General features: G+C 42.8%; 16 protein-coding genes and 1 riboswitch. Of the genes, 5 read left to right on the forward strand and 11 right to left on the reverse strand.

All coding sequences use genetic code 11. The annotated features are described in order from the left end of the window. Window positions 1–238: 238 nt before the first annotated feature. Together AC0VZ9_RS26560 and AC0VZ9_RS26565 are read right to left on the reverse strand one after the other, a co-directional pair. Window positions 239–1,249, reverse strand: coding sequence for an aromatic ring-hydroxylating dioxygenase subunit alpha (locus AC0VZ9_RS26560; protein ID WP_019380491.1), 1,011 nt, complete (start codon window positions 1,247–1,249; stop codon window positions 239–241). Window positions 1,250–1,271: 22 nt separating this feature from the next. Next, complete coding sequence (locus AC0VZ9_RS26565; protein ID WP_083390512.1) at window positions 1,272–2,627, reverse strand: nucleobase:cation symporter-2 family protein; 1,356 nt, start codon at window positions 2,625–2,627, stop codon at window positions 1,272–1,274. 169 nt (window positions 2,628–2,796) lie between these two features. Beyond that, window positions 2,797–2,898, reverse strand: a riboswitch (purine riboswitch). A gap of 134 nt (window positions 2,899–3,032) precedes the next feature. Here AC0VZ9_RS26565 and guaD point away from each other — a divergent pair. Then, window positions 3,033–4,400, forward strand: a complete 1,368-nt coding sequence (gene guaD / locus AC0VZ9_RS26570) for a guanine deaminase (RefSeq protein ID WP_251174359.1) — start codon at window positions 3,033–3,035, stop codon at window positions 4,398–4,400. Window positions 4,401–5,306: 906 nt separating this feature from the next. On the opposite strand, the gene yeiL is transcribed toward guaD, so the two are convergent. Continuing rightward, complete coding sequence (gene yeiL / locus AC0VZ9_RS26575; RefSeq protein WP_071158171.1) at window positions 5,307–5,984, reverse strand: transcriptional regulator YeiL; 678 nt, start codon at window positions 5,982–5,984, stop codon at window positions 5,307–5,309. A 79-nt stretch (window positions 5,985–6,063) separates the two neighbouring features. Here yeiL and AC0VZ9_RS26580 point away from each other — a divergent pair, with 79 nt between their 5' ends. Then, a complete protein-coding gene (locus tag AC0VZ9_RS26580; protein ID WP_019383529.1) occupies window positions 6,064–7,242 on the forward strand; it encodes an MFS transporter in 1,179 nt (392 codons plus the stop codon). 80 nt (window positions 7,243–7,322) lie between these two features. Here the strand turns inward: AC0VZ9_RS26580 and AC0VZ9_RS26585 are convergent, their stop codons facing one another. The 6 genes from AC0VZ9_RS26585 to AC0VZ9_RS26610 form a co-directional block, all read right to left on the reverse strand. Continuing rightward, window positions 7,323–8,492, reverse strand: a complete 1,170-nt coding sequence (locus AC0VZ9_RS26585; RefSeq protein ID WP_019383528.1) for an FtsW/RodA/SpoVE family cell cycle protein — start codon at window positions 8,490–8,492, stop codon at window positions 7,323–7,325. A gap of 13 nt (window positions 8,493–8,505) precedes the next feature. Next, the gene (locus AC0VZ9_RS26590; RefSeq protein ID WP_009332419.1) at window positions 8,506–9,471 is read right to left on the reverse strand and encodes an LCP family protein; all 966 of its coding nucleotides are present in this window, start codon (window positions 9,469–9,471) and stop codon (window positions 8,506–8,508) included. 31 nt (window positions 9,472–9,502) lie between these two features. Then, window positions 9,503–10,138: a helix-turn-helix domain-containing protein gene (locus tag AC0VZ9_RS26595; RefSeq protein ID WP_251264440.1), complete on the reverse strand. Its 636-nt coding sequence runs from the start codon at window positions 10,136–10,138 to the stop codon at window positions 9,503–9,505. Between the two features lie 102 nt (window positions 10,139–10,240). After that, window positions 10,241–10,393: a hypothetical protein gene (locus AC0VZ9_RS26600; protein WP_019383526.1), complete on the reverse strand. Its 153-nt coding sequence runs from the start codon at window positions 10,391–10,393 to the stop codon at window positions 10,241–10,243. Between the two features lie 70 nt (window positions 10,394–10,463). Then, the gene (locus AC0VZ9_RS26605; protein ID WP_026041857.1) at window positions 10,464–10,898 is read right to left on the reverse strand and encodes a GNAT family N-acetyltransferase; all 435 of its coding nucleotides are present in this window, start codon (window positions 10,896–10,898) and stop codon (window positions 10,464–10,466) included. A 384-nt stretch (window positions 10,899–11,282) separates the two neighbouring features. Then, window positions 11,283–12,668, reverse strand: a complete 1,386-nt coding sequence (locus tag AC0VZ9_RS26610) for an amino acid permease (RefSeq protein WP_019383523.1) — start codon at window positions 12,666–12,668, stop codon at window positions 11,283–11,285. Between the two features lie 471 nt (window positions 12,669–13,139). Here AC0VZ9_RS26610 and AC0VZ9_RS26615 point away from each other — a divergent pair, with 471 nt between their 5' ends. Continuing rightward, on the forward strand, window positions 13,140–13,610 hold the full coding sequence (locus AC0VZ9_RS26615) for an SRPBCC family protein (RefSeq protein WP_475396947.1): 471 nt from the start codon (window positions 13,140–13,142) through the stop codon (window positions 13,608–13,610). Between the two features lie 61 nt (window positions 13,611–13,671). Here AC0VZ9_RS26615 and AC0VZ9_RS26620 read toward each other — a convergent pair whose 3' ends face one another. Continuing rightward, window positions 13,672–14,634 carry a helix-turn-helix transcriptional regulator gene (locus tag AC0VZ9_RS26620; RefSeq protein ID WP_475396948.1) on the reverse strand — a complete coding sequence of 321 codons (963 nt, stop codon included), beginning with the start codon at window positions 14,632–14,634 and terminating at the stop codon, window positions 13,672–13,674. Between the two features lie 110 nt (window positions 14,635–14,744). On the opposite strand from AC0VZ9_RS26620, the gene AC0VZ9_RS26625 reads away from it, so the two are divergent. Both AC0VZ9_RS26625 and AC0VZ9_RS26630 read left to right on the forward strand, forming a co-directional pair. Next, window positions 14,745–15,224, forward strand: coding sequence for a GyrI-like domain-containing protein (locus AC0VZ9_RS26625; RefSeq protein ID WP_009332426.1), 480 nt, complete (start codon window positions 14,745–14,747; stop codon window positions 15,222–15,224). 21 nt (window positions 15,225–15,245) lie between these two features. Further along, a complete protein-coding gene (locus AC0VZ9_RS26630) occupies window positions 15,246–15,710 on the forward strand; it encodes a hypothetical protein (RefSeq protein WP_009332427.1) in 465 nt (154 codons plus the stop codon). Window positions 15,711–16,229: 519 nt separating this feature from the next. On the opposite strand, the gene AC0VZ9_RS26635 is transcribed toward AC0VZ9_RS26630, so the two are convergent. Next, complete coding sequence (locus tag AC0VZ9_RS26635; RefSeq protein WP_019383520.1) at window positions 16,230–16,679, reverse strand: SMI1/KNR4 family protein; 450 nt, start codon at window positions 16,677–16,679, stop codon at window positions 16,230–16,232. Window positions 16,680–16,686 lie beyond the last annotated feature (7 nt).

Below are 16,686 nucleotides of genomic sequence, written 5' to 3' on the forward strand. Positions count from 1 at the left end.
AAAAAATATTCTATTGATTTCATCTTATTTAGGTGATTAAATCTATGTGAATTAATTCACATATTAAACTAAAAAAATATCGATATAGTTATTTGTGAAATGCTTCACATTTAAAATATATCAGTGCTTTTGTTTTTGCGCAAGTCTTTCCTCAAACTTTTTTTAAACAATTAAGGAGTGGATAAGAAGTGCCAGCCCCCCTGTAAGCTGCAGCATAGCGGGGAGCTGGCACTGATCATTATTGCACTAATACTTTTTTCCGTGCTTCATCCTGAATGGGATTTGTGCCATTCTCCACACCCAGCTCATTTAGCCATTTGCGATAGGCAATAGTAAGGGCGTCTGACTTAAGATGCAGCTCTGCCTGTAAGTCAAGCGGCAGAAGCTCTGGTTTTTGACTTTGGACGATATCTAAATCCTGATAAAAAATCGTATCCTGAAATTCAATAAAAGGCTCATCCGGCATGTCCAGATCATAGTTTCTGGTCAACAGCATAAATGCCTTGGCCTGCTCATGATCCTCTTGATTGACAGCTAGCAGAATCGTCAGCTCATCATCCGATCCTTCCGTTGTTTTTGTAAAACGGGCGGTAGTTGGATTGAGGATTTCATACACATAGTCAGCATACCCGCCTTTGGAGCGTCCGTCAGGGTTCGGCTGATAGACCGGGATTTTACTAGTAATTAAGCGATTATCAACAAATTCAACTTTATAATCGACAACCTCCGCATGATCCTCATCTCCAAGCAGGCCTTCATGTACAAACATAAGATGCGAAACATCCAGGAAATTTTCAATAATTCTTGGGGCATTTGCTTTTACCTCATAGGGGCCGCAAATTGCAGTCCGGTACCCCTCCATGCTATATTCAGGAAAGGAAACAAGCGGCGCCGGATCTTCCCCTAAGTTAACCCAGATCAGCCCCAGATACTCCTCACAATGGTAAACGGTTGCTCTTGCTTTACTTGGAATGGCTCTGCCGCTCGGCAGGGCAGGAATCTTCTCACAGGCACCTGTACAATCGTATTCCCAGGCATGATAAGCGCAGACCAGATTTCCGTTCTTCACCTTTCCAAGGGAAAGGGCTGCCCCCCGGTGGATACAAAGATCCTTAAATGCGTGAACCCCTTTTTCATTGCGGAAAATGACGACACGCTCCCCAAGGACAAATACCTGTTTGGGATCCTCCAGTAATTCCTCTGCTTTGCATACTGGATGCCATTCATTCCATAATCGATCTTGCTGCATAGCGACACTTCCCTTCGCGACTTTAATTGACATGTACTGTTACTTCATTTGTTTTTACACTATCTTCAAGCTTTTGCGGCAGAACCAGATTTAGAACCAGCGCTGTAATCGCTCCGATGGCTGTACCTGATGAGACAAAATAGGTTGCAATGTCAGGCAGCCCTTTTAACACATCAGCAGGCATTAGCACGGCAAACAGGGCAAGCATAATCGGCACACCGATCACAAGCATATTCCGTTCTGTAAAGGCCACTTCCTTAATCACTTTGAATCCATTCATCATGATGACTACGCATAAAATGGCAAACACACTGTTGATGACAACCCCGGGAATGCATGCTATTAAATTCATCAGCTTTGGCATCATGCCCAGGATAATCATAATCACACCGCCTGCGATAATTGGCCTGCGGCTTTTCACTCCTGTGATGGCAATGATGCCGGCATTGGATGAGTAGCCTGTTACCGGTGTTCCCCCAAAGAAGGAACCAATAAAACAGCCCAGCCCTTCTCCAAATGCCCCGCCATTTAAACGTTTATCATCCAGTTTTTCCCCTGTCACCTTACTAACCGTAAACCACGTCCCAGTTGTTTCGATTGTGACAATAAAATAGATGGCTGCCATAATCAGAATCGCATGCAGATCAAATTCAGGAGCTCCAAAGGCAAACAGGCTTGGCATCTGGAACCACGCCGACTTACCCAGCGATGAGAAGTCGACTAACCCAAAGAATGAAGCAACAATTGATCCAATACCTAGTGATAAAATAACGGATACGATTTTAATGTATTTCAGTTTCGATTGGGACTTCTCGCCAATATACATGCAGAAAATCAGCACAGCCGCTGTCACAGCTGCAACGAATATATTTTCTCCAAAGTTTCCTGGTGCCGAGTAGATAGAATTGATCGCACTCGGCATTAATGAAAGCCCAACAACGACAATGACTGTCCCCGCTACAATCGGAGGGATGAATTTCCTGACGACCTTGCTGAATACTTTAAGCGGGTAGCCCAATAAGGCAACAAGCAAAGCTCCGGGGATCAAACTGCCAATCATCGCACCGATTCCAGAAGTTGTTCCGATGGCTGCCAGTGCACTAAGCGGTACAAAGGATGGCCCTTGCATGACTGGAAGCTTCATAGCAAATCCTGCTTGAATGATTGTGGCAATTCCGCAGGCAATAAAGGTCATTTGTATTAACAGAGCACTATCCGGAACGGAAAAGGACAATAATCCTGCTAGAATCATCGGCGGAATGAAAAGATCCATCGCCAATACTTGCTGCAGCCCCAGAAAAATGGATTGTCCAACTGAAACCTCTTTTCCCGTTTTACTGCTGTTTGTTTTTCGTTTTTCAGTCCTTGCATCCATCATTAGAACCCCCTGTTGGTGTTATGATATCCATATAATCACTGTTTCTTTAAACAGACCAATAGAAAAAGCCCAACGTATATGCTCTCTCCCAAATGTAAAAAAGCATATACCTCGAGCTTAAAAAATCGAAGTACGAAAAGAACAGACGAATTCCAAGTGAGTCTTTGTCCATCCTGTTCCTGCTTTTCATAGTCGGTTTATTTACGGTAAACGGGTAGAAACTTGTAGGCCATATCCCTACGATTATATGAAAAAACTATTTAATTTTTTGATTGAAATTATCTTACAATAACTTTCCTGTAAATGACAACAAGATTTTTTACAATACTTTTCTGCTAGACTGAGTTTACTCTTTCCTTTACAATGACTATAGTAGCACAAAACACGAACGTTAGGAAGGTATATATGAGTAAATATACGTATATTTTTCATGGAACCGCTTTTTCTAGTCATTCTCCTAAGAAAATAAATATTTTAAAAGATTACTTATTTTTCGTGAATTCAAATGGGATAATTGAAAAAATCGCGGATCCTGAGCATGAGGACTACCAATCCCTGCTGGCTGCCTATGAAGGACAGGAGAACTTTCACCGCTTAGCAGACGGGCAATATTTCCTTCCTGGTTTTGTGGACTTGCATGTCCATGCTCCGCAATGGGCTCAATCAGGGACAGCTTTGGATATTCCCCTCTATGACTGGCTCCACACATACACATTTCCATTAGAGTCCAAATATGCAGATTTGGCTTTTGCCAAGAAGGTTTATGAAGATCTCGTGAATACACTGCTTGCAAATGGAACCACGACGGTCCTTTACTTTGCTACCGTTCATAAACAGGCAAGTTTATTATTAGCGAAAATATGTGCGGAAAAAGGGCAAAGGGGCTTAGTGGGTAAAGTCGTCATGGATGATCCTGAACAAAATCCAGACTATTATCGGGATGCAGATGCGAAAACAGCGTTAGCCGATACGGAGGAGTTTATTTTAGCGGTAAAGGAGCTGGCCAAAACGGTCAAACAAGGCGTGTATCCTGTCGTTACACCGCGATTCATACCAAGCTGTTCAGATGAAGCACTAAAGGGCCTGGGTGAACTGGCTGCCAAATATGATACACATATTCAATCCCACTGCAGCGAAAGTGACTGGGCTCACATCTATGTACAGGAACGTTTCAGCAAGCATGATGCAGCAGCCCTGCATGATTTCGGATTATTAGGCGAAAAATCGGTAATGGCACATTGCAATTTCCTGGATGACCATGATGCAGAGCTATTTGCCAGTACAGGCACCGCAATCAGCCATTGTCCGCTGTCCAATGCCTACTTTGCCAATAGCGTGATTCCAATCAAGCGCTTTATGGCCAAGGGAATTGATATTGGATTAGGGACTGATATTTCAGCTGGCGCAACTCCAAGTCTTTATGATAATGCCAAACAGGCTGTTGTCTCCTCCAGAATGCTGGAGGACGGAGTAAATTCTGCTCTTCCTGCAGAGGAACGGGGAGTGCCGGACTCCCGGCTTTCCATCCATGAAGCCTTTTACCTGGCTACAGCCGGCGGCGGAGAAAGCTTAAGTCTGCCTATTGGGCGAATTCAGGAGAACTATGCATGGGACGTTCAAATAGTCGATACGAAAGTGCCGGGAGCAAGCCTCCCCATCTTTACCGAAAGTGAAGCGTTAGATGATATTTTTCAAAAAGTCATGTATCTCGTCCGTCCGGAGCATATTCGGGAAGTCTGGGTACAAGGGGAAAAGGTTCACTCGCGTTCTTGAGGGATTGCGTAAAAGGTTCAGAATGACTTCTGCCTCTTTTGTCCGAACGAGCATTGGGTTCGGACTACTCCCCTTGGATTCCCATTTCTTCTGTCCGAAGTTGCGCCCGGTTCGGACTCTATCTCCCGGTTTTTCGCCTCTCCTGTCCGAAGTTGCACCAGGTTCAGACTCTCTCTCTCGGTTTTCCCACTCTCCTGTCCGAAGTTACACCAAGTTCGGACTCTATCTCTCGGTTTTCACACTCTCCTGTCCGAAGTTACACCAAGTTCGGACTCTCTCTCCCGGTTTTCCGGCTCTCCTGTCCGAAGTTGCGCCCGGTTCGGACTCTATCTCCCGGTTTTTCGCCTCTCCTGTCCGAAGTTACACCAAGTTCGGACTCTATCTCTCGGTTTTCCCACTCTCCTGTCCGAAGTTACACCAAGTTCGGACTCTATCTCTCGGTTTTCACACTCTCCTGTCCGAAGTTACACCAAGTTCGGACTCTCTCTCCCGGTTTTCCGGCTCTCCTGTCCGAAGTTGCGCCCGGTTCGGACTCTCTCTCCCGGTTTTTCGCCTCTCCTGTCCGAAGTTACACCAAGTTCGGACTCTCTCTCTCGGTTTTCCGGCTCTCCTGTCCGAAGTTACACCAAGTTCGGACTCTATCTCCCGGTTTTCCGGCTCTCCTGTCCGAAGTTACACCAAGTTCAGACTCTCTCTCTCGGTTTTCCCACTCTCCTGTCCGAAGTTACACCAAGTTCGGACTCTATCTCTCGGTTTTCCGGCTCTCCTGTCCGAAGTTACGCCAAGTTCGGACTCTATCTCTCGGTTTTCACACTCTCCTGTCCGAAGTTTCTCCAGGTTCAGACTCTCTGTTTCGGTTTTCCCACTCTCCTGTCCGAAGTTGCGTCTGGTTCAGTCTTATTCCTTTTAATGTAAGTCATTTTTCAGCACATCAGCAAGCCGGTGCAGTTCATCTGACCGCCGAATGAGGTATTGCCGCCCTTCCTTCTGCAGGTATCCTTTATCGCAAAACTGTACAAGAACATGCAATAGGTGGCGATAAGATACCCCTAAAAAATCACAGACGGTTACATGTTTTTCCTTATAGACCTCCCCATCAGCGGTTTGCAGAATGAAATCCGCCAGTCGGTTTTCTAGCGGAAAGGAAAGGCTCTGGGAGTACTTTTCAGCCATTTTCGTTGCTTTCATACTTAAAAACTTGGTGAGTTCACGAAGAAAGGTCGTATCTTCAAGGAGCCTGTTGCGGTATTTATGCAAAGGCATCGCAAAACAGATTGTCTTCGTGGAGGCTTGAATCCCCTTTGTATAGTACACTTCATGTAATAGCTCCATTTCGCCGATATAATCGTGGGCATTAATAAAATTGATCAAAGAAACCTTGCCATTTTGATATGTTACATAGATTTTGGCTTTACCCTCGATAACATAATACAAATAATCTGGCCTCATGCCTTCGCGAATAATCCATTCATCCCGCTTATATTCGCGTACTTCCATAAACTCCTCAACCTGAAAAGAAAATAAATGCGAAATGGAGTACTGCTCCAGGTAATGCTGCCTTTTTTCCTGATTATAAATTTCCATTCTCCACCCCGAAATATGAGATATCTCATATTATTGTACGAATCTTCCTGATATCATGCAAATATCGGAGGGATATTTAATGAATACACAGAGCTGGATGGGCAGACAGTTTTTCAGTTTCTTTATGACCTGGGGTGTTTTTCTGCCCTATTGGACAGGGTGGCTGATCCATATAAAAGGAATGACCGTTTCACAAGCGAGTTTGATCATGAGTCTAGGTTTGGCTGTACGGGGCCTTTCCACACTCTTTGCCTTTCCCTATTTATCAGGAAAATTCAGCAGTAGAACCCTGCTTAACGGGATGGGAATCGGCACACTGATTGCCATTCTCTGCTATATCCCGGCCAATTCTTTTACAAGCCTGCTGGTGGTTACGCTGTTTTTACACTTCTTTTACCCTGCTCTGATGCCAGCATTGGATAGTGCTGCAGGCATTCTTGTACAGAGTAAGCAATTAAGAGATTACGGAAAGAGCCGCTCATGGGGGTCAATTGGATTCGTTGTATCCGGCATGATCCTGACTTTCTTCACAGGGGCATTTGGGGATGATGCCATATTCTGGGCTCTGCTGCTCGGCATGATCGTATTTCTGTGCCTCGGTTTAATGAATACGCCGGACGTTTTATCGGAAAAACCCAAAAGCGTCCAGACAAAAGGCGCCATAAAGAAATTATTCAGCATCCAGCACTTCGGCCTGGTGCTCGTCATAGTCATTTTACTGCAGGCAGCACATGCTTCTTATTACAACTATGGCTATATTTATTTGCAGGAAATTCAGGCTCCCCAATATTTAATCGGCCTGATCATTAACATTGCCGTGATTGCAGAAATCCTATTCTTTTTCATTGCCGACCGGACTTTCCGCAAATTTTCAATCGGCTCTTTACTGGCATTGGCAGCATTGGGCTCAACCGCACGCTGGATACTCGTATTTGCTTTTCCGCATGTGATTATGTTTACGGTTGCCCAAACACTTCATGCCTTTTCATTTGCCATGGCACACTATGCCTTTATGAAATACTTAATCAAATACGTTCCCCATGAACAGGTGCCGATTACACAAGGAATATACTCTGCACTCGCTCTTAGCTGGAGCACAGCCATCTTCACGATTTTTGGCGGGTATTTATATGAAATGGAACCAAGATACGCGTTTATCGGCATGGTGGTTTGCACGATACCAGCATTGATCCTGGCGGTTATTTATAGGAAACTTGTTCATGCGAAGGAAATTACTGAAGGGAGTTTGGCAGGTTAGCGGAGCATGCCCTTTTCGGGAATGCTCTTTTTCTGTGTTATCCAAGTAAAAAAACAGCAAGCTCAAAAGAAGCTTGCCGTCTATTTTGCTTCGAACATATATTTCCGGTACGGCTTTCGTATCGATAATAGGATACCCATGAATATCATATTGGACAGCAATGAGCTTCCCCCATATGACAATAAGGGCAGTGAAATCCCTTTGACTGGCATGACCCCGATTGTCATCCCGATGTTTTGGAAGATTTGCAGGGTATACATCGCTATCGCCCCCGAGCAAATATACAAACCAAAGGGCGATTCCGCATGATCGCCGATTACAGCCATCCGGTACAATAGGACGAAGAATAAACTGAGAACAACAGCAGCAGCTATAAACCCGCCTTCTTCCGCAATGGTGGCAAAGATGAAATCTGTATGCTTTTCAGGAATATAGACTGTTCCGCCGCCAAATCCATTTCCCTTTAATTCGCCGCTTCCCACCGCCAGTATGGCTTTATTCGTCTGATATGCATGATCTGCATATTCACTTGGCGAAAGCCATCCCAGGATTCTCTCCTGCTGGTGGGGCTTTAATAACGGAATCAGCTGATCATAGAAGACGGATGGATACTGAAAGTAGACATACATGAGGATGGCTGTGCCTGCCGCCGGAAAAAAGCACGCGGCTGCTAGAATCTTCTTTTGAATGCCGGACAGAAAGAGGACGGTGGCACTGCCGGCCAAGTAAAGAACAACCATGCCGGTATCAGGCTGCTGATAGACAAAGATGGATGGAATGATTGTCGCCAGAAGGATTTTGCCAATCAGCAGGAGGTCAGTCCAAACCGTCCTCACCTGGTAAAGCAAATTGTGTTTGTAAGCTAATCTGGATGTTAACAGAAGCAAAGCGATTTTAAAAAACTCAGATGGCTGTATAGAGCCAAGCAGGGGGAGGCTATACCATCTTTTCGCCCCTAAAATAGACGGCGCCACTGCAGGAGGCATAAGCGGCAAAAGAACGATGGACGCAAAACAAACAAGATAGAGGGGCCATGCAATTCTCTCCAGCTGGTCTGCATCCAGATAAGCAACAGCCATCAGCAGGACGAACCCAATCATATAGCTGACTCCCTGCTTAAGCGCAAAGTTCTGGTCTCCGTACTGACCGGTCCCCTGGCTGCTGTAAATAAAAAGGATACTCATGATGCTAAATGTACAAATAATGAACAAGACCGATTTATCCAGCCGTTTCAAATATGTATTTCCCATGTTGAAGTTCTCCTCAATCTCTTTGCCCGCTGGATGCGTCTATCCCTGATTTCCTGGAGTCCCCCTCCAAAAAGGATCGGATTGCCTCTTTATTTGTCTCAAAATCAATATCCAGTGCCAGCCCTACCCCCTCATACCTTACATCTGTATAAGAATTCTGGATGGGAATGGTCAGTGTTTCCACCTTATCAGGCCTGTGCATAGCGACGTCCTTCATGATAGCGAGAAGTTCTGCGCCTTGAAGATTCGTCTGAATATAGGGCTGAGCAGTTCCTATCAGCTTCGGCAGCTTTACCACACCACTAACACTTAAAAACTCGTCCTTTAGTGCATTGATGACCTGCTGCTGGCGCCTTACCCGTCCGAAATCGGCCTCTGCATCCTTGCGAAAACGGGCATATCCCAATAATTCCTTCCCGTTCAGCCTTTGCAATCCGGGCTCAAGGGACACGCCGATATTAGCTGACATCTTTTTTTCAACATCCATTTCAATGCCATCAGGGGCAAGAGCATCCACCATTTTCTCGAAGCCTGTAAAATCGATCAGGGCGTAATACTCAATATCCAAGTCAAAGTCATCTTTCAAGGTTTCCCGCAGCAATTCCGGTCCGCCCAGATAAAAGGCAGTGTTAATTTTGTAGTTCTTATATCCGGGAATTTCTGTGTAAATATCCCGCATGATCGAGATGACCTTGGCTGTCCCTTCCTTCGGATCGTATTGGGCGACCATGATGGAGTCAGTGCGGGATTTTCCCTCATCCGGCCGTGCATCGACTCCCAATAGAAGTACATTGATTTTATCGTCGAGGCTTTTCTCCCCATGGAACTCATATTCCTGCTGTTCAACCGGTTCTGCCATGCTTATTCCCGCCTGGTATTGATAGACAAAGTATCCGATCACAGCCGCACTCACTGCCAGCAATGCTGCAGTCAGTTTAAGCACTCTGCTTTTTCTTTTATAGCGATTTTGTCTGCTCATTTTTTCTCCCATCCTACTTATTTTCCGCAATTTATTTTTTCAGCGACAGTCCATTCATCACCCAATTGATGACCAGTGCATCGTCTATATAACCGACCGGAAAGACATAATCCGGGATACAGTCAACGGCCGTGATAAAATAGAGGAGTGCCCCGCCCATCATAGCAAGCTCCAGCTTATTCCCGCTCCCCATAGAGAATTTCCCGTACATGTCCTTTAAATAATGAATAAAGGGACCGATGCTCCCCACTTTCTCCACCTTCTCCTCAAACTTGGACTGAATGGTTTTGGCCCCTTCCTTGGTTTGAGAGAACTGCTGGTATTTTTCAAGTTCCTGCTTCACAGCTTCCAGCCGAAACTCTTTATCTACTAAGCTTGTGGATTCAAGAACAGCCTGAATATAGCCAATCGACTCATTCAGTTCCGTCTGCTTTGGATCTATAGGGTACCCTGCGCTCTCATAAAACCGGGAGATTGATACTCCAAAATAATCCGCAAACCGCTCCAAATGCTCGGGGGTCGCTTTTCGTTTTCCATTAATAATTTTTGATATGACCGCCGTATCGACTCCAGTCATCTGACTGAATTTCCTCATGGATAAAGACCGCTCCTTCAGTAAGCTCTTAAGCAGCTGGCCTATTTCATTGCTTTTATCTGCCATACTCATTTTCCTTTCCAACATGTTCAGCTTCTATCAATATACAAATAGTGTTGACATTTTGTCAACACTACTTTCTTTAACCTATTAAAGGCCGACTTTTCTATTTGCTTAATAAATATCAGCTATCTTTGATTGTATAGATTCTGGCAATAGCTGAAAGAATAGTCCTTGATACTTAATATCGAGCAGTCCAGCAATTAACAAACCAACCGAAATGATCAATACCATCCATTTTTTCTTTTTTTTAAACATCTCTGTCAATTGATTCACCTCCATGAAAATAACGGCAAGCCACGAATTAATAAAAGCCCCTCAGAAGGAGCTCTTTTGATTAATACGTTAACTTATAAACGATTTCCCCATCAATTATCCGGCCATCGGCTTCAAAGCCCAATTTTTCATACAACCCCTTCGCAAGATTGTTTTCTGGCTCAAAGCTTAAATATATCACCTTATGCTCTTGATCCTGTTTAATCCGCTCGATCAGCTTCTCCATGGCCTCTTTTCCATACCCTTTTGACTGGTGCTTCGCGTCAATCATCAGGCGGTATATCCAATATTCCTTATCGTCAGAATCCATGCAATACATCGTAAAGCCCACTAACACATCATCCTGATAGATCGCTAAACAAATACACTCCGGAAATGCCTTTGCCTGTGCAAGCGAAAACACATTCGGCGCTACAAACGATTTCTGCTCTTCTGCTACACGCAAATCAATTACATCCAAAAAATTATGCCGGTCTATTTCTTTGAATTCGATCATGTGATCCCCCTGAAATAAATTTTCTCCGTTACCTGTGTGCCTCCCCGGATGTTTGTGGGGGAGAAACCTGAAATTTGGCTTTCTGAATTCAGAATTCCACAGATCCAAATGAAAATCCTTCAATGTGAACACCTTTAGGATATTGCGGGATAAGAGTTCTTATTTTAGAGGGAGGCACTGCCTTCCATTAGACACATAGATTATCCGCGAGCGCCAATAGGAGCAGATAAAAAAGACCACCTTAAGAGACATTTAGTCTATCAAGGTGGTAATAATTATAATGCTTTTATCAATTTATCTGCAGAATTGCAGGTTGAATCATCTTTGGTTTAATGTTCTTTCAATGAGCATATCAGCTCAATATGCTGAAGGAATTCTTCTCTATTAAGCTGCTTCTTTATCTTCTCCAGAATCTCGTGGTACACGCTTTCCTATTCCAAAAGCGAAATAACTTAAAGTTACAATTCCCAGAAAAACAATACCTGCGATCAGCGAGATCCGGGTATCATCATTCAGCCACATTCCCACTAATACCATCAATAAAAATGCGATGGTTAAATAATTGGTCACAGGAGCAAAAGGCATTTTGAATGGATGCTTGTCCATTTCAGCTCCTTTTGCTTTTCTAAACTTAATTTGGCTGATTAAGATGACAAACCATGGAACCATACCTGGAAGAACACTTGCACTGTATACATAGACAAATAAATTTTCTGGTGCAATATAGCTTAAAACAACACCAACCGCTAAACCAATCAGTACACCCATAGTACCGACAATCGGTACACCTTGAGAAGATATTTTCGTAAAGAATTTAGGTGCCTGCCCATTTACTCCTAACGTATAAAGCATACGACCTGCACTATAAATACCGCTGTTGCAGCCGGACATCGCCGCTGTAATAACAACAAAGTTAATAATTCCTGCAGCCGCAGTAATTCCTACTTTTGCAAAAGTAGCCACAAATGGGCTTCCGACCGATTGAAGCTGATCCCAAGGATATACAGTTACAATCACCAAAATAGCCCCTATATAGAAAATCAAAATCCGCCAAATGATACTTTGAATTGCACTCGTAAGCGTTTTCCTGGGGTCTTTTGCTTCCCCTGCTGTAATTCCAATTAGTTCAACGCCTTGATACGCTCCAATTACAAGGGATAGGGCAAAGAAAAAGCCTGTCCATCCGCCTGTAAAGAATCCGCCATGCTCCCAAAGATTAGAAAAACCAATTGCCTCACCTCCATTGCCAATTCCGAAGAAAATAAGCCCAAAACCGGCAATGATCATTAAGATGATCGTTACAACTTTAATCAAGGAAAACCAAAATTCAAATTCACCAAATGATTTAACGGATATTAAATTCGCGGCTCCCAGCATCACCATGGCAATGATACCCGGTATCCACGCAGGCAAGTCAGGAAACCAGTATTGCATGTAGGCACCGACGGCAATAATTTCAGCCATCCCGACTATTACCCATTGAAACCAGTTGCTCCAGGCAGTCAAATACCCAGCCAATGGATGAATATACTTATAGCCAAATGTGGCAAAGGACCCCGTGTTAGGCTCTAAATACAACATTTCCCCCATGGCACGCATGATGAAGTAGATAAAAATCCCTGCAGTTATATAAGCAAGAAGCACAGACGGTCCTGTCCATTGAATGGTGCTTGCTGATCCCATAAATAAGCCGACACCAATCGTACCACCCAGAGCAATCATCTGAATGTGACGTGATTCTAAGCCTCTCTTCAATTCTTTGTTTGCCACTCCATATCCTCCTTTGTTGAAAATATTGAAATATCAAGAAATATTGGTTAAAAAGATTCTTAATCTTGTACTAAAATACTCATTTATAATAATAAATACCACTAATAATTACAATGGAATATTTTAATAAATGGCTGTATATCAATGTTAACAACAGGAAAGAGTCACAAATAAATACTATAGTAAAATACAAAAATACTTCTGACCTAATCAAAGGAGAGAAGTAATTGCTCCTTTCTATTTATACTTAAAACACCTTGCTTAATAACGCTGCATTTAGGATGAAATAGTGTAAGAAGCCACTTAAACTTATCAAAGACTATTTAACAATTAAATCAGGAGAATCTCACACCGTTTATCGGAAGGATAATGATAAACGATTAGCAAATTAATAATATGGCGGCTGAACAGCTAATGGGCAAGAGGGATTAGTGATATGGTTTTAATCAAATTTAACTTGGAGGGATCGACATGAACCAAAACAACTCAACAAACAAAATGACAACACAAATAGGGGACCGTGAAATTACAGTGACCTGCGTATTTGATGTGCCTGTTGATCTTGTGTTTGATTCTTGGACGAAAGAAGAGCATCTGTCAAAGTGGTGGGGACCTCAAGGTTTTACGTTGACTTCTCAAACATTCGATATGAAACCGGGCGGTACATGGCAGTTTATCATGCACGGTCCTGATGGCGTTGATTTTCCGAATACCAACGTCTTTGTAGAGGTCGTTAAACCCGAGCGAATCGTCTTCAAACATGATGTATTTCCCCATTTTCTCGCCACAGCGGCCTTTGAGGATCTGGATGGCAAAACGAAGCTCACTTATACCACAATTTTTGAAGAAACTGCCGCTGTATTTGAAAAGGTGAAAACATATGCCGCCCCAGGTGCCGAACAGACAATGGAGCGCCTTGAGGAGCATCTGGCTTGTATGTAAAATTAAAGAGCTATTAGGGGCTCTGCAAACCTGGCAAAATGCCGGTTTTAACTAGCTCTGCTTATGGGCAGAATAAGCCTAATCTCTCTTGTAAACCTTCTAAGATTTCTTCCGGCATCTCCCTGACCTTGATATCCCCTCCGAGGAAAAGCAGCCAATTGGTCATTTCGGTCAGCTCTTCTGAATTATTGACATTGATAAAAGTCTTTAGAACGGCTGTCGTTTGGTAAGGATTTGTATAAGAAATGGATACTTTTAAAGGATGGTATTTTTTGAACTGGGCAATCGCCTGTGGACCGAGTTCAAGGACAAGATTGATTACTTCCTCCTGCTTGCTTATTTTTTCTATAATATTTTTTCTGCTTACTCTTTTGTTCACAGGATATGGTTCGACGCTGGTGAGATTGTCCACGGGGAAAATTTGTTTCTTTCCTTCCTTTAAGTCAAAGCCTTCAATCAGCCAGATGCTTTTTTCACGATAAAGGTGCAAGAGATAAATGGGATAAGACCTGATTTCCTTCTCTTCGTTAATGGTAATCAATAAATATCTATCCAAAAGAAGGGTTTGGATGAGTTTCTCCAGCATCGGATGAGGGAGGTCCGACAGTTCAAGCAGGTCGGGATTATTGGGGTTGGTCCCTTCAAACAGCAGGATTTTATTTAATAGAACAATGTCTTCCTGCTGGGCTTCTGAGATGAGGCCGATTAATTTTTCAGCTAAAGACTGACGGCTCTTTAGATAAGGGAGCTGAAGGTTTCTTGTAGCCATAAAGGCAATAAACAGTGCTTTGATTTCATTATCAGTAAAGCGGACAGTGGGCAGGACAGAATTGTTCATGACAAAATAACCCCCATCCCTGCCAACTTCAGCGACAAGCGGCATCCCCATGGCTTCAATTTCCCGAATATCTCTAATAGCCGTTGAACGGGAGATGATAAATTCCCGCATGATTTCAGAAATAGTAAAGTGGGCGCGGTTATTGATATACCGCATCATCACATTAATCCGTTCAACTTTTTTCATGGGGACCTCCTAAACAGTATCATTTTTTGACATGATTTAAAGTTATTATAAACTCATCAAGTGAAAAGATAAATCATTTGATCAATTTTTAGAGAAGGAAGGTTTTGATTATGGCAGATTATACTCTGGAAGAAAAAGAAGGCTTTACGGTTTTAGGCATCGGAACTGAACTGAAGAGCGATTACACAGACTATGCCGGCATCAATAAGGAAAAGGCGGATTTTTGGCAGGCAGTTAAACAGGATGGCAGGCTTGATAAATTAAAAGCTATTGCCGCAAATGATTACATTTTTACCGTGAACGAAGCGGTGAATAACAAGATGATGCATTATGCCGGCGTCATGACAGAGGAGTCGCTCCCAGAAGCATCCAGACTGATCCAATTCCCTAAAGGAGAATACATCGTTGTTAAAGGGGAAGCCGAGACAGCTGAAATGTTGAGCAATATGCTTACCGGCATGGCCTTTGGTCAAGTCTTGCCGGAAGCAACAAATGTTGCCTATGTTGGCGGGCCCAATGCAGCGGTTGAAATGGGCCAGCGAAATGGCTTAGTATTTGGTGAAATGTGGATTCCTGTTGTTAGGAAATAGGAAATAAAAGGCGGGATGAAAATGTCCTATATTGTTGATTTCAAAAATGTGTCTGCAGCTGGTCTAGAGTCTTCACCGGCAGCGGAAGCCCTTGCTGGTTTGCGTGCGAATGAAGCCCGTTACTTCATGACTAAATATAAGCATGAATTTACCGTTGTACCTGCCAGCGAAAGCCAGGAAACCCTTGATTATGTAAACCATATCTTGAAAAAAGAACGGGATATAGAGTTTGCAGCCAAACCTTTAGAAACTTCCCAATTTCAAGTCGAAAATATTAAATGGACCTACGTCTTTTATGAGGATGGCCTTAGTGTCAACGTCATGTATACGGTTGATGACCCCAAGAAACGTGCTGTTGGTTTTAAACTTTCTGAGGGAATGGAAATACCAAAGGAATTAGAAGGGAAGTTTAAGTTTGCCAGGCGGAAGTCTAAATTGGCGGGGGTTATTCGGGGGTCGTTTTTTGTAATTAGAGGGGAGTATTAGGGTTAGAAATAATTCAACTCTAAGGACAATGATACAGACAATACATGTAGGCAATTACAAAACAGCACCTCTCCATTATATTAGGGGGTGCTGTTACTTTTTCGTAAAGTTTCGTTAAATTAGAATTACTACACAGGTGCCTGAACTCTGGAAATGTATATAGGCAGTAAGGTGGGCTCAGGCATATCTCTATTCCGGATGCCCCTTGGAAAGCGAGTGCCACTGAGTAAAGAGAGAATATGGCTGCACTTTAATTCTTAATATCTTTATTAGCACCCTTAGCATCAAACAAGGCTTTCGGGCTCTAAAATGTCATCTCGTCTTTTTATCGTACTTCTTTCACAAAGGAAGTATTAAATATATTACTGTGATAGTACAACCATCATGAGTTATGAATTTCATAAGCATTTTTTATGTTGTCCAAAAGCATAAATTTCTCACCAAAAAGCACTTGTTGCCTATTAAACAATCAAGTGCTTTAAAATAACTGTATAATGTTCTTCATGTTAATACTTCTTTTTATTCTTCTGTGTCCTCATATAAATTATCTAAAAATTCATCAATATCATTTGCTAAAAAATACATATTACTCATATCATCTGGGTCTTCAGGTTCCTGTTCATGATCCCAAAAATAAATCTTGTCGTAAAAAGGTTCCTCCGTACCTAAGCATATAACATTGCCTGCTGGATCATCTGCTATTGGTATAAAGCCTTTAGCAAGCCTATATTCGTATATATCTATAACTTTTTCTAGATTATCGTACATTTCACCTATACCATTAAATACATTCAAAACACTTTTTCCCATTTTATCTGAAATAGTAAATATACTTTCTTTCGGGTATCCACCATTCCATTTAAGTAAAAATTCAGTGTATTTTTCTGTTAATTTCACACCATTATCTATTTCAAACTGTTTAATTTCTTCTATAGTAAGTTTCTTATGAGAACCTTCAATTTTGACCATTTTTATA

Source organism: Cytobacillus sp. QJM3NY_8, from assembly GCF_056173585.1.